Annotated in this window: 13 protein-coding genes; 4 read left to right on the forward strand and 9 right to left on the reverse strand. The window is 42.9% G+C overall.

Annotation, left to right across the window (positions count from 1 at the left end; translation table 11 throughout):
- Positions 1-5: 5 nt before the first annotated feature.
- The 4 genes from ABXS85_RS13440 to ABXS85_RS13455 form a co-directional block, all read right to left on the reverse strand.
- Positions 6-1277: a glycosyltransferase gene (locus ABXS85_RS13440; RefSeq protein ID WP_353667031.1), complete on the reverse strand. Its 1272-nt coding sequence runs from the start codon at positions 1275-1277 to the stop codon at positions 6-8.
- A 129-nt stretch (positions 1278-1406) separates the two neighbouring features.
- Positions 1407-1943, reverse strand: coding sequence for a DUF924 family protein (locus ABXS85_RS13445; protein WP_353667032.1), 537 nt, complete (start codon positions 1941-1943; stop codon positions 1407-1409).
- A 25-nt stretch (positions 1944-1968) separates the two neighbouring features.
- Positions 1969-3294 (reverse strand): aminotransferase class III-fold pyridoxal phosphate-dependent enzyme, encoded by a 1326-nt coding sequence (locus ABXS85_RS13450; RefSeq protein ID WP_353667033.1) that lies wholly within the window; start codon positions 3292-3294, stop codon positions 1969-1971.
- Positions 3291-4313 carry a phosphotransferase gene (locus ABXS85_RS13455; RefSeq protein WP_353667034.1) on the reverse strand — a complete coding sequence of 341 codons (1023 nt, stop codon included), beginning with the start codon at positions 4311-4313 and terminating at the stop codon, positions 3291-3293. Before ABXS85_RS13455 ends, ABXS85_RS13450 begins: the two co-directional genes overlap by 4 nt.
- 154 nt (positions 4314-4467) lie before the next feature.
- On the opposite strand from ABXS85_RS13455, the gene fabG reads away from it, so the two are divergent.
- Positions 4468-5250 (forward strand): 3-oxoacyl-ACP reductase FabG, encoded by a 783-nt coding sequence (fabG, locus tag ABXS85_RS13460; RefSeq protein WP_353667035.1) that lies wholly within the window; start codon positions 4468-4470, stop codon positions 5248-5250.
- Positions 5251-5286: 36 nt separating this feature from the next.
- On the opposite strand, the gene ABXS85_RS13465 is transcribed toward fabG, so the two are convergent.
- The gene (locus ABXS85_RS13465) at positions 5287-5658 is read right to left on the reverse strand and encodes a VOC family protein (protein WP_353667036.1); all 372 of its coding nucleotides are present in this window, start codon (positions 5656-5658) and stop codon (positions 5287-5289) included.
- Between the two features lie 300 nt (positions 5659-5958).
- Between ABXS85_RS13465 and ABXS85_RS13470 the strand changes: the two genes are divergently transcribed.
- The gene (locus tag ABXS85_RS13470) at positions 5959-6543 is read left to right on the forward strand and encodes a hypothetical protein (RefSeq protein WP_353667037.1); all 585 of its coding nucleotides are present in this window, start codon (positions 5959-5961) and stop codon (positions 6541-6543) included.
- Between the two features lie 115 nt (positions 6544-6658).
- Here ABXS85_RS13470 and ABXS85_RS13475 read toward each other — a convergent pair whose 3' ends face one another.
- Genes ABXS85_RS13475 through ABXS85_RS13485 form a run of 3 tightly spaced genes read right to left on the reverse strand, consistent with a single transcriptional unit; the run spans position 6659 to position 9529 of the window.
- Positions 6659-7567: a DMT family transporter gene (locus ABXS85_RS13475; RefSeq protein ID WP_353667038.1), complete on the reverse strand. Its 909-nt coding sequence runs from the start codon at positions 7565-7567 to the stop codon at positions 6659-6661.
- Entirely contained in the window at positions 7539-8303 is a 765-nt protein-coding gene (locus ABXS85_RS13480) for a 2OG-Fe dioxygenase family protein (RefSeq protein WP_353667039.1), read from the reverse strand. The genes ABXS85_RS13475 and ABXS85_RS13480 overlap by 29 nt, the downstream gene beginning before the upstream one ends.
- 17 nt (positions 8304-8320) lie before the next feature.
- Complete coding sequence (locus tag ABXS85_RS13485) at positions 8321-9529, reverse strand: argininosuccinate synthase-related protein (protein ID WP_353667040.1); 1209 nt, start codon at positions 9527-9529, stop codon at positions 8321-8323.
- A gap of 98 nt (positions 9530-9627) precedes the next feature.
- Here ABXS85_RS13485 and ABXS85_RS13490 point away from each other — a divergent pair, with 98 nt between their 5' ends.
- Positions 9628-10542: a LysR family transcriptional regulator gene (locus ABXS85_RS13490; protein WP_353667041.1), complete on the forward strand. Its 915-nt coding sequence runs from the start codon at positions 9628-9630 to the stop codon at positions 10540-10542.
- Positions 10543-10638: 96 nt separating this feature from the next.
- Here ABXS85_RS13490 and ABXS85_RS13495 read toward each other — a convergent pair whose 3' ends face one another.
- A complete protein-coding gene (locus ABXS85_RS13495) occupies positions 10639-12324 on the reverse strand; it encodes a reverse transcriptase domain-containing protein (protein ID WP_353667042.1) in 1686 nt (561 codons plus the stop codon).
- A 340-nt stretch (positions 12325-12664) separates the two neighbouring features.
- On the opposite strand from ABXS85_RS13495, the gene urtA reads away from it, so the two are divergent.
- Entirely contained in the window at positions 12665-13948 is a 1284-nt protein-coding gene (gene urtA, locus ABXS85_RS13500; protein ID WP_353667043.1) for an urea ABC transporter substrate-binding protein, read from the forward strand.
- Positions 13949-13999: the final 51 nt, after the last annotated feature.

The following is a 13999-nucleotide window of genomic DNA, read 5'->3' on the forward strand; positions in this document are numbered from 1 at the left end:
GTTTGTTAATGAAGGTAGCCAAACTCTTTTAAAGCGAGTATCGCATTTTCTACGCCATTTTCAGCGCGAATCTTCTGACCTAATTGGGAAGCATTTTGTTGAATCGCTGCTGAATTGGCATCTTCAATGTAACGCACCAATTGTGTCACCGAAAAGTTTTTTTGGTCCAGAGAACCAGGAGACACTCCAAGTCGTTTTAGGCACCAGGCCCAAAAGGGTTGGTCTGCTAAAAAAGGCACGATAATAGAGGGAATACCAGCTCTTGCTGCCGCGGCTGTGGTACCTGCTCCGCCATGATGTATCGCCATGCTGACACGAGGAAAGAGCCAATCATGCGGGGCGTTGTCAATGAGACAGATTTGCTTCTCTAAGCCAGATATTTGTTCTGTCGATAAGCCACCCCATCCAGAAGCCAGTATGGCCCGCTGGCCACTTAAGCGAATGGCGGTAATGATTTTTTCTGTTAACTCAGCAGCATTTCCATTAAGCATACTACCAAATCCTACATAGATGGGTTTAGAACCGTTATTGAGGAAGTCTTCTAGGTATTTTGGAGGCTGCCAACTAGCAGCTTGGTCATAAAACCAGAATCCAGATACGGCAATATTGGCTTGCCAATCTTTTGGGCTTGGTAACAGATGTTGGCTGTATCCATAAAGGATTGGTTTGTGCTTTATTGCGGGTAAATAATAAGGGCTATGCAAAGGATAGGGCTTTAACCCTAATTGTTTACGTAGTTTGGTGTTAATCGCTGGACGTAAAATGTGCCAGCCGATAAAGCGAAAGACATGGTGACTGGCAAGGTTATACCATTCGCTTCCCTTGTCTTTTGGTAACGGTAATCCCATGGCCGGAATTTTTCGGGTCGGTGTCATGGGTTGCAGATGTGATATGGCAAAGGGGATGTCGAGTAATTCTGACAAAGAGGATACTATGGGGACAGACATGCCACTACCTATCAGTAAATCTGCTCCCTTAGCTGCATGGATACCTTGAGTTGCCCATTGATCAGCCATATTGAGTATGCCTCGGCGAGCAACCTTAAATATTGTTAAGATGCTTTTGCCCTTCTTAAGCTGCTCCGGGTTAGTTGCCATCAGCTCAAGAAAATCGGCATCAATAAGAGAGAAGTCTAATCCGGCGGATTCAACCAAAGGTTGAAATTTGATATTACAAACAAGGCAGACCTGATGACCTAATTTTTTAAGTCCAATGCCTAATGCAACTAAAGGTCTTACGTCCCCTTGAGTACCAATAGAAATAATGACTATTTTCATACTAACCTCCTGTATCGATGTAATAGAAACTGCGCTATCGTCTAATAGCCAAAGCTATTGTTAATTCCTGATCCTGGAATATTCCGATTAGGGCGGACTATAAATAGTGGAACTTAGAAAGGCAAGCTTTTAAAAGCTAGAATTGGGTTCCTGAAGAAATGTTTTTTCGGCCTCAGTAGACGGACGGCCCAAAATGGCATTGCGGTGGGGGTAACGACCAAATCTATCGATAATGGCTTTATGCTGAATCTCGAAGGCTAAATTGTTTTCATTACCCAGTGATGTAAAAAGGGATAAAGCTTCGACATGAATGAGTTTAGACTCACTGTGCATAAAGGGCATATAGAGGAAAGCACGTTGTTTTTCGGGTAACTCTGAATCAAAGCCTTGTGTTATTGCGAATTGAGCCAAAGCTAACGCCAATAGGTCTGAGGCAAAGGCAGCGGGTTTATCTCGATAAATATTGCGAGAGAACTGATCGAGAATGATGATTTCTGCCAAACTTCCGACGGCAGTATGACGCCATGAAAAGAGCTCTCCAGCGCTTGCTTGGTCGTGTAGTTTTCCAAAACGCTGCTGAATCATAAGATCAAAAGCATGGTCTTTTTGAAACCATTGCTTTGGATCCACTTCTGAAAACCAAAAGTCGATCACCTCTTGATACATGTGCCTGCTCCCTTGTTGTCTTGTTTCAGTCTAGGACAACTTGTCGAAAACCGTCGAGGAAGAATTCGGCTTCCGCTTGTGTTAAGCAAAGGGGGGGTCTTAATTTCAAGGTTGCGCCCTGTTTGCCTGCGGCACCTGCCAATATTTTTTGCTCTCGTAAGCGATCAATCACCTGAATAGTGCGTTCAGCATCAGGTACGCCCTGTGCTTGGATATCTATGCCGAAAAATAATCCTGAGCCACGTATTTCCCCTATCATGGAAGAGTGTTCAGCAATATCGAGAAGATGAGCTTTAATCTGATTCCCCAAAACGCGGGCATTTTCTTGTAGGCCTTCACTTGCTAAGGTGTTTAATACCGCGAGGCCCGCCGCTGCAGCCACAGGGTTGCCACCAAAGGTATTGAAATACCCCACATCCTCACAAAAGGCTTCTAATAAATAAGGTTTGGTGATCACCCCGGCCATGGGAAAACCGTTACCCATGGGTTTGCCCATAGTGACCATATCAGGTACCACTGCGTGGGCGGAAAAACCCCAGAAATGGGTGCCAGTACGTGCAAACCCCGGCTGTACTTCATCAGCAATATACACACCACCGGCACGACGAATGACTTCAACAGCAGAATGCAAAAAGCCGTTTGGGTGTGTGAATACACCATCGGAAGAAAAAATAGAATCTAATAATAGCCCTGCCACCTTGATACCGCGTTGGGAAAGTTCATCGATGGCAGCTTGTACCCGATTGGCAAAGCCCTGCTCTATATCCGCGCCATAGTTTTGTGTTGAAGGCGCTGGAATCGCTACCACATGGTTAGGTAAGGTGTCGTTTTTTAAGCTGGAAGGAGACACTTGTGTCACATAGGCGGTATTGCCGTGGTAGGCGCATTCTGTGACAATAAAGCCGCTTCCTCGAGTCGATTTACAAGCCAAGCGCATGGCCAGATCATTGGCTTCGCTGCCAGAGCAAGTCAGCACGACATTGGACAATGGCGCTGGGAAGGTGGCTTTGAGCTTTTCAATGTACTCATCCACTATGTTTACCAAATATCGTGTATTGGTGTTAAGTTTGGCCATTTGTTGAGCCACAGCTTCAATCACCGCAGGGTGACAGTGACCAATACAAGGCACATTGTTATAAAAGTCTAAATATTCACTCCCATCAGCCGCTGTCATCCAAGCGCCTTTTGCAAAGACCATTTCGATTGGCTGGCGATAAAACAGCACAGATGAGGCGCCGACATTATTTAATCTACGTTGTACTGCATGACTAACCTTGGACCTGGCTTGATCAAAGGCATTCATATCCAGGATTTGGGCAGGCTTGTCTGGCTTTGGATAAAGCTCCGTCATGCTTCTTGTCTCCGGTTATTTTCCTCAACTTTTGCCAGATTATCCAAATAGGCTTGCGCCAATTTGACGGTGCCTTGAGTGAATTTGCCCAGACCAACGTCTTGCGCGGTTTGCGTCTCTGAATGACTGGCAACCCAAGCGGTTAACAGCAAACGACGAAACAGAATAAAGGTGGGAATCATGGCCTCGTGCTGTGCGGATAATTCACGTATCGAACGATAGCCTTTTAACCAAGCTGCTTGCAAATCGGCAATATAGGCTTCCTCTTCATAGAAGGAGATGGCGGCAGCAAAGTCATACATAAACCAGCTAAAACCACAGTCATCAAAGTCAATCACAGATAAATTACCGTCATCGACCAACAGATTTGCCAGGCGTAAATCCGCATGAATCAAACCAAAACGATCCGCTTCTTGACCATAGTCTGCCAGCTTTTGCTTTAATACAGCACACAACTGATCCAGTAGGTTTTCTTGTTCTGGAGCTAAATCAATGGCCTGACGCCAGCTTCCCCATAATGGCGTGTCGCCCAAAGCGGTATCATAGGTCCAGCTTTTGCGCACAAAGTGTGCTGGTAAAGTCCAATGTAGCGCATGATTATGCAGTCTTGCTGATATGGCACCCAGGGTTTCGAAACCTGTGACCAGATCCTCATCTGCCTTAGGTTCATCTCCCGCTAAAAATTCAAAGGCCACCACATACCTTTGTTGGTCACCGTCCATAAAAGCGCTTATTAGTGAGCCATCGATGCGTTTTATTGGTGCTGGTGCTTTTACTGTGTCACTTTGCGTTAAGGCCTGTAGCCAGTCGAGTTCGGAGCGAATTTCCTCAAACCTGTGGTAATCGGGTCTGTGTACGCGAAGAATGATAGGAGCAGATTGCTGAGGATCCTGTACCAGAAAGGTGGCGTTTTCCGATAAAGTCAGTAGTTTAACCTCAGCCATGTCGCTGATCCCCCAAGAAGGAAGTAAAACTTGTAGACCTAGTTTAATGCGTTCAATGAAGCCTTCGTTATACACTCTCAGTTCCCCGTTTCAGCAGATTCATTTATCAAGCAAAGCGCATTTGCTGATGAATGTTATGAAATAACTCGCTTGGATCGTTTCTTGCAAAGTTAATTCCAAAATAGGAATCCAAGACAAATATTCATCAGATAAGCGAGGTTGTTTCACCATGTTTGCATCTCTTTCGGGAAAAGTGGCTATAGTGACGGGCGGATCAAAAGGCATAGGTAAGGGCATTGCCAAGGTGTTTGCGAGACAAGGTGTGAAAATCATGATTGCGGCACGTGGTGAGCAAGATGCAAAGGAAGCAGTGGACGACATCATCGCCGCAGGTGGGCAAGCGGATTATTGTTTATGTGATGTGTCGAATTGGCAAGATGTGCAAGCTTTATTATCAAAAACCCTTGAAACGTATGGAAAAATTGACATTCTGTGTGCCAACGCAGGGATTTTTCCACAACAAAAAATGATCGATATGTCTGCTGATGATTGGGACAAGGTTATGTCGACAAATTTGAAAAGTACGTTTTTGACGGTAAAAGCCTGCTTACCTCATTTTGCCAAAGCCGGGCAGGGCCGTGTCATCGTTACTTCCTCCATTACAGGCCCTGTAACTGGTTATCCGGGTTGGTCTCACTATGGTGCATCCAAATCCGGTCAGTTGGGCTTTATTAAAACCGCTGCAATGGAATTAGCGCCTTATAATACTACGATTAATGCGGTGATGCCGGGTAACATAATGACGGAAGGTTTGGCGGATCTGGGGGAAGAGTATTTGACGTCTATGGCGGCTTCTATTCCATTGAAACGACTTGGTTCGGTAGAGGACATTGGTAACGCGGCATTGTTTTTTGCGACCGATGAAGCCAGCTATATTACCGGTCAGCAAATGGTTGTGGATGGTGGTCAAATACTGCCAGAAAGCTTAGATGCCATAAATGAAATGACGTAAGCAAGAGTGAATCTGTTCGCGGTATCAGGAGAGGATTCAGTTTGCCAAGGGGGAGCTAATATCGATTAAACAACCACTTGGGTCTTTAACAAGGAATCTTCTTTGGCCATAGAATTCGTTACGTGGCGTTTGGAGGATGGGAACTTTCATGGTTAGCGCTTTGTTATAAATCCCTTCTATGTCTTCCACCACAAAAGTGACATACATGCCCGTGGGTATGGCTTGGTACTCTTTGGGAACCAATGCATGATTCCGTTGAATAATACCGTATTCCAAGTCGGAGTTCGTTGGTGAACACAGTTGGATATACCAATTGCTTTCGTAGTTCACCTTAAGACCAAGTAGTGATACGTAAAAGTCTCTGCTTTTAGGAAGATCATCAGAACAGATATTCGTCAGTATTCTCATTGTCTTTTCCTTTGGTTGGCAAGCTTGGTGTTAACATCATTCGATTTTGTTATTTTTCCAATTTTCCATTGTTATTCTGCTTAAATAATGTCGTTTTAACCGCCATTTTTATCATGAGTTTCTTAAATGGAACTTTAATAAAATGGGTATTTAGATCTTATACAGAAGATCATTACTAGTTAGTTACTTTTAACCTATTTTTCCCTGCATTTTGCCGATTATGTTCTATCCTCACTGTATAAAATACTTCGTTTCATACGCTGTTAATAGTGCCAATCAAAGGACTAAAGGAGGGATAGGGTGGCAAAAAAAGATGAAGTTATAGTGAAGGACAGATTTCGTAACTATGGCGAGTACTCAAATAGTCTGAGCTATTGCGTTAACTTAAAGCCCAGAATACGAAATTCGGCGGCCATTTTTCATGATGCTTGTGTCTCCCATGACGTTGGCATTGATGGTGAAACCGATTTTTTCACTATCTTAACAAAAGTGCATAAATGCATAGGTAAATGTTGTAAAAGGAAGTGGGTGGTGTATGGGAGTAGTCCGAATATTCCCAGCAAGTATACCTTAGAAGTGTCTAAAAAAGTGCTGATTGGTGTTGGTCGAGTTCCTCACCCTGAAAACAAAGGTGACCTGCATTTCTACGTAGTCACCCAGATCAATGGTGATGGACAAAGTATCGATGCCATGAGTAATAGCATTCAAGCTTGTCAGTTGCACTTCAATAAGGACAAGCACCATTACGAACTTATTCAATATGTTGGCCGTCATTCTGATCACCCGGTCCATTATGAATTTCTTGGTTTCTTCACTACCGGACTTCTTCCGAGTGAAACTAGTATCGAAAAAGCGCAATATTACCCTGCTTATCAAATGTCCTAATCATATCAATTACAGCAAAAACACATGGTGATTGTGAGCTTGAATGTACAAACATAATCTAAAGCCACAATGAAAAGCGTGCAGGCGAAACAGTTGGCACGCTGCTTCGCCAACCCTAAGTACGCTGCAAAGATGTAACAATCACACTGAGTAAAATAAAGCCTGCCCCTATGATCTGAGTTAGGGAGAGAGATTCATTCAGCCAAACTAGGGCAAAGATAGCACCGAATAGTGGTTCGCTTCCCATCAATAGAGCAACCCGAGTTGGTGAGGTTCTTCTGACGGCATAATTCTGCACATAAAAAGCGAATAAGGTACAAAATAACACTAGGTAGATAAGGGTCAGCCAAAAGGCCAGTTCATCAGGAAGAGTCATCTTACTGTCCGGTAAGATGATGAGTAGTAGGATGGCCACGCTGGCAACAACGAATGATTGAATGGCCGTCAGTGTTGTGGTCGATATGGATTTATTCTCGGTAAAACGTTTTGTGAATGTAACCATGCCAGCACGCAGTAAAGCTGCCCCTAAAATAAAGTAATCTCCTTTATTGAGCGAAAAAATGTCGCTTTGCTTTCCTGTCAACAGGAAGACACCGAATACACTGATACTGCAAAGCAGCATTAACCACAGCCACTGCTTGAGTTTCTGTGGTGTCATTAAGGCTTCCAAAATCGCTGTGAAGAGTAACGACAAACTGATTAAAAATGCGGCGTTTGAAGCCGTTGTGTTGGCCACACCAAATACTTCACAAAAAAAGATGGCGGAAAGAATCAACCCTGTTGGCAGAGCAACTTGCCAATCCTTGTTTCGACCTAAACGAAAATCTCTTAGTACCATTGGCAGCAAGCACAAAAAGGTCATGGAAAAGCGAATGGAAATAAACACCAACACACTAGTGTAAAGCAAAGCGCTTTTGGTGAGCCCATAGCTGGTTCCCCAGAAAATGGCGACTAATAATAGCAAGCATTCTGTGATGGGGAAGGAGTGCTTGTGTTTATTGAATAGTTTGGCTGTCATTTCCATGTTGCGCTGCCTCCAGTTTTGTAAATGCAATGACTAACACATCCCGATAGGCTTTTGTGGCAGTGTCTTTGATGATGATAGGGGTTACCTTATGTAGGGTTTTTTCATCATCGGCAAGCAATAAATCGAACTTCTGTTCTAGGGTAGTTTGGATTAAATGGTGGCCATCGTTATTCACTAGAATGCTCTTGCCACCGACAATATTGACTCGATTAATTAACAAAGTGGCGATATAAGTAACACCATCACGATGCAGGCCTTCAGGGGTGGGTTTGCCCAATTCTTGACGATTGGCGAGGATGCGATAAGGGTGTAAACGAATGTTCCAGTCTGTGGCTTGCCCTTCCACTTCATCATAGATGTCACACATATATGTCAATAGCTTGGTCGTAATTGAGGATTCAATAAAGTCTTTGGTAAGAGGATCAAAATGACGCTCGATATCGCCATTAAGATAATTGATATGGGCCGGTTGAACGTAGGCCTCATGTGGTAATTGCGTTAACCTTTCATTCCCTTTGGATTTTAAAAACTGACCATAGCGACGATAGCGGTAAGTGCCGCCATCGCCCATATACTTATCAAGTGTTAGTAGATCCCAACAGGCGCAAAAATCCTCGATGACGTGACCATCCACCTGTAGGTCGTTGAGGACTTGCTCACCACTAATAAGCGCATAATGTTGCTTTTTTAAGGCTTCTGAAACAGACGGGTTAAGATTTTGCTTACGATGCATAAGGTGATTCCATGTCCCTAAATGGTTTCTATTATTTTGTTTTCATTACGAGGCAGGCTTCTCAAACTGCGTTGCTGAGCAATTTGAACTTCCCAATCATCACGATTGCAAAGGTATTTGGCATGACGCCCTACAATACGTTTTGCTATGGCATTTCCTCTGGAAAGCTGAAAGGTCACATGGCCGGTAATTTGGGTTGACGTGTGCTGAATAAAGGCATAGCTTGCCTCTTTTAAGACACTTTCCCATCTCCCTTCCACGGCTTCTTGAGTCCAAATGTCATTGTGTAGAGATTTTGTTCTTAGTACGTCGGTCGGCAAGATGGCGGTTTCGAGTAGTTTATAAGCTCGCATTAATAGGGTGGCAGCAGGCGCTTCCCTGATTTCCAGCACTTTTTCATCGTTATCAAGGTGGTCAAAACCCACATAACGTCCCATTTCATAAGCACCAGCTCGACTGTTAAGGGTAGATATGATTTGGATCAGATCCATAGGGTGGTTGTTGATGGTGACGGGGTAGCCTTTAAAAAAGCCAATATTGACCTGATGGTGATCGAAATGCTGTAGGGGATCCCATTTTGACCAAGTAAATAATGATTCAGGCAAATTAAAATTCTCTGGATCATCAAGAATGCCGGATTCAAATTCACGGCACCAAAGATTCTCATCACCACTAACATTACGTGATTTAAAAGACACTAATCCAGATGCCACTACGGCATTGCTTTTCTCTTCTCTGGTGAGGGCGGAGTATTCATAAGGCGAGCCATAAAAACCGTCAAAAGTACTGGATTCAATCGCGCCATTTAGACGTCGTAAGCTGTTTTGAGATTGATTGGCAGAATGAATAATGGCATCGCAGTTGAGTTCTTGCGCCACCTCTACGGCTTTTTTCACTATGCAGGGACGTGATAGGGAGGAGCTGACAGGATAGTCACCTAAATACAGTGCTTGTGACCGTATTGCTGCCACAATAGCGCCTTCTACCAAATCGTTTTTTGCATCCACTATGCGCAGGTCAATATCATAATGTTTGCTAATAAGCCCAAGGGAAGAAACATCGATTTCAGCACCAAGATCGACCACTAAGGCTGTGACTTTTACGTCTTTCTTGCTTAGAAGTTCCAGTATATAGGTGCTGTCTAAGCCACCACTGAATAAGGTGAGGACATGCTGTGCTGAGTCACAAACGGTATCCAGATCCTCAATACTTCTTAACTTCTTCATTATATTTCGTTTTTCCCTTTTAGAGAGGTTGACTCAAAGAGTATCTATAATTAGTTTCAGGTAAACAATATGGCTAATTCGCAAAGGATTTTTGCATTATGGATATGAATAGATTGATCCCTTTGTTATCGGAATTGGCGATTTTTGTCAGTGTGGTGGAGGCAGGTAGTTTTTCAAAAGCATCAATCAAATTGGGCATGGCGACGTCTTCTGTGAGTCGCTCTATGACGCGTTTGGAAAATACGTTAGAAGAGAAGTTACTGAAAAGAACCACCCGCAAGATGACGTTAACCGACACAGGTCAAGAGGTGTATTATCTGTGTCGAGATATGCTGCAATCTGCTCAGTTGGCTGTGTCAGCAGCACAGGTGGATAAAAGCCAAGTATCCGGGGTGTTGCGAGTGGCGGCTCCTAAAGCTTTGTCTAGGCAAATACTCATGCCTATGGTGCTGGAGTTTATGCAGACTTTCCCACAAGTGATGTTGCAGCTTAAAGTGGTTGATCATTATATTGATCCTATCAGTGATCAAGTGGATGTGATTATTCGTATTACAGATAACCCAGAGCAAGGTTTAATTGGTCAGGTGCTCGGACAATGCCGATTAATGGTTTGCGCTACACCAGACTATCTTGAAAAACATGGTGTACCAGCTCATCCTGATGAGCTGATTGGGCACAATTGCCTATGTCTTGGTGAAAGCCCACTCGATCAGGTGTGGCAATTTACCAAAGGGACGGTTAAGAAGTCAGTTCAAGTACAAGGCTCAATGAGTGTGAATCACTCTGAAATACGTCGTGAAGCGGTACTGCAAAACATGGGTATTTCGGTGTTTCCTGAATTTTCCATTCAACCGTATCTTGAGACAAACCAAGTTGTCGAACTCTTCAAAGACTGGCACATGAAGGGTAATTATCAAGGTGACATTATCGCTCAATATGTTCAGTCTAAATACATACCCATGCAGATTAAAACCTTCGTCGATTTTCTTAAACAGAGGTTCTATTCAGTTTGATGTTGTAAGTATTGATTCACTTGGTAAACAAACTGTTAATTCAGTTTTATACATAACGTTTCTTACTAAGGTTAGGCTGCTCGCTTCTGTCATATTTCATTTTAGTGGAGGTTTAGAGAAGAGTTCGCTAGTCACAGAGTTCAACTCAAGAAATGGGGTTTTAAAATGTCTAGCTGAGATGAAGGAATTTTCTCCATCAATGATAAATTCTTCCTCATCTTGCTCAACGGTTCTGCCTTGAAGAGCCATCCCAATAACCTCGCAATATGCATTTAACAATGGAGCTCCACTGGCTCCACCCTCTATATCTTTATCTACTCCCATATATTCTGCATGGTGACGTTTATAACTTGATTTAATAACTTTCATTTCTATGAGGCTTAGCTGCGCGTGGTAATCGGCGTATTTGGGAAAGCCTGCTAGCAGTAGTTCATAACCTGAGTTAATTGTCTTGAGTTTTTGGGAGATCGAAAGTGGTACAATCGTTTCTGTAGCGGGGGTGTTTGTTTCAAGGCGAAGAAAAGCGATATCGAATCGATCAATCCTACTAATTATCTTAGCATGAAATTTGTCGTGACCACTTGCAAACTTTAAGAAACATCCTTTCGTTGCACCAGATTTTTTGAATGTATGTGCTGCCGTGACGAAGATATTTTTTGCTATACAGAATGCGCTCCCTTGGACAAATTCGTCTATTTCATTGTTTTCTTGATAGCCTTCGAAACTTACTACTAAAATTGCTTTTTGTAGCAAGTTTATTTTCGATTTGTAAACTGTATTAAAGTTGATTTTTTGATCATTCTCTGTCGATAGTTTTATGCGTATATTTAGTCCAATAGTATTGAAGTTAGAGGCTAGGGTTCTGTATACACTGGAGTGTTTGCCTTTTACCATACCTATATACGTGATTCTGCCATGTACAACATTATCTAGGCTGGCTTTATGCTCTGGATATTTGGATCGAAATTTTTCCCTAGCATTGTCTAAATCTAGAGTCATTGAATGAACCATTGCTCTTGTGGTACGTATATATCGACGGTCAATATTGATCTTACGGTTAACTTTCAAGCCTGTTACAACTTGTCTTTCGTTTTTGTATTGCACGCGAGTCTTTTGCTGATTGATTTTAAAACCGTGTTGAGTAATCAAAGCTGTTAAATCTGAACTCGGATCTCTGTTTTCAGTAAAAATATTTTGCGACGATAAATGAGAGAATGAGAATGTTATATCATCGGCATATCTAGAATAGTAAGCGCTATTTTGCTTCGCTAAATGGCTCATATCTCGATCAAATGAACGACAAATTAAGTTTGATACTAATGGGGATGTAGGTGCACCTTGTGGGAGCTTTCGGTCATAGCAACATAGATTTGCTATGAGTCTAGCAGTTTCAGATTGAAGTGAATAAGGCGGAGCTATAAACATTCCGTATATTCGTCCAAAGTGAATTGAACCAAAAAAATCTTCTAAGTCGATATTAAATACGGCTGTTTTTTTTAAATGTTTTTTTGCGTTGAAAACTATACCTTTTTCTTTAATAAATGCTGTTGCCGCAGAATGGGGAGAGCTACTCTGCTCTAGTAGATCCACTAATTTGCGTTGAACTGCTTTTAGAGGTCTGTTAGGGGCAAGAATAGTTCTCGTTTCACCATTCTTTTTCTCGATTTCAAATGACTCGTAAGAATCTAATAATTGTTTTTTATAAACTATGAAATTTAGCCATTGAAGCTTTACATTAAGCAGGTTTGCTAATTCTTGGGGGGATGTCGAAGGTGTAATCAAAAGTGCTCGTCCCTAATTTCACATTGCGCCGTGTCACTATCGTCAACATTAAACAACTACCATATTGGCGATAAAGTCTAACCATATTGTCTTTTGGTAGCATTTTAAACCACCGAGATTAATTCCAAGGACGAGCCTAATCAAGATTAAACTCAGAATGATCTTAAGTAAAGTACTTAACTACGTCATTTAACCTAGGTCCATAGGGTAATTAGCGCATACCCTGTGAGGTGTTTTTTTTGAATACTGAATGGACTGCTCACTAGGTCATAACCATATGATAAAGCGCCTAAGTGATCAGTTTGTACGCATCAAAAAATCACAATAGGACGACTCAATCATGAAAATTAAGACGCTTGCTTCTGCGATTGCGCTGACCAGTGCGACGCTTATTGCTTTCCCTTCTCTGGCTGCTGACACCATTAAAGTCGGTGTTTTGCACTCTCTTTCAGGCACCATGGCTATTTCAGAAACGACTTTGAAAGACACAGTTCTGATGATGGTCGAAGAACAGAATAAAAAGGGCGGTTTGCTAGGTAAAAAACTTGAAGCAGTGGTGGTTGACCCTGCATCGAACTGGCCTTTGTTTGCGGAAAAAGCCCGTGAGTTATTAACGGAAGATGAAGTGGATGTCATTTTTGGTTGCTGGACGTCCGTATCGCGTAAGTCTGTCTTGCCAGTTATCGAAGAGCTCAACGGTTTAATGTTCTACCCAGTGCAATATGAAGGTGAAGAATCTTCTAAAAATGTATTCTACACAGGCGCTGCGCCAAACCAACAAGCCATTCCTGCGGTTAACTACTTAAAAGACGAGTTGGGTGTAGAGCGTTGGGTATTGGCAGGTACGGACTATGTTTATCCGCGTACCACTAACAAGATTCTAGAAGCCTACCTGAAAGACATGGGTGTCGCAGAAGAAGACATCATGATTAATTACACGCCATTTGGTCACTCTGATTGGCAGTCTATTGTTTCCGATATCAAAAAATTCGGTAGTGCAGGCAAGAAAACCGCTGTGGTATCGACCATCAATGGTGATGCAAACGTGCCTTTCTACAAAGAATTGGGCAACCAAGGTATTTCTTCAGAAGACATTCCAGTGGTGGCCTTCTCTGTGGGTGAAGAAGAGCTATCTGGTTTAGACACTGCGCCTCTAGTAGGGCACTTGGCCGCTTGGAACTACTTCCAAAGTGTAGAGAGTGATGAGAATGAAGAATTCATTACTCAGTGGCGCGCTTTCACTAAGAATCCTAAGCGCGTAACCAACGACCCAATGGAAGCGACTTACATTGGTTTCAACATGTGGGCCAATGCTGTGACTGAAGCCGGTACAACTGACGTAGACGCGGTTGAACAAGCCATGATAGGTCAGGAAACCCCTAACTTGACGGGCGGAACTGCAGTGATGAACAAAAACCACCACTTGAGTAAGCCAGTGTTAATCGGTGAAATCCAAGACGATGGTCAATTTGAAGTGGTCTGGGAAACTGACGGTGTGGTGCCAGGTGATGCTTGGTCTGACTTCTTGCCAGGTTCGAAAGACCTGATTGCTGATTGGACCGACCCAATTAACTGTGGCAACTACAACACTAAGACCAAAATGTGTTCTGGGCAAAATTACTAATTTGACCACCCCCAGGGTTGAAACTTGGCTTCCAGCAAGTGCTGGAAGCCT

Origin of the sequence: Marinomonas sp. THO17, assembly GCF_040436405.1 — a bacterium.
Lineage (GTDB): Bacteria > Pseudomonadota > Gammaproteobacteria > Pseudomonadales > Marinomonadaceae > Marinomonas.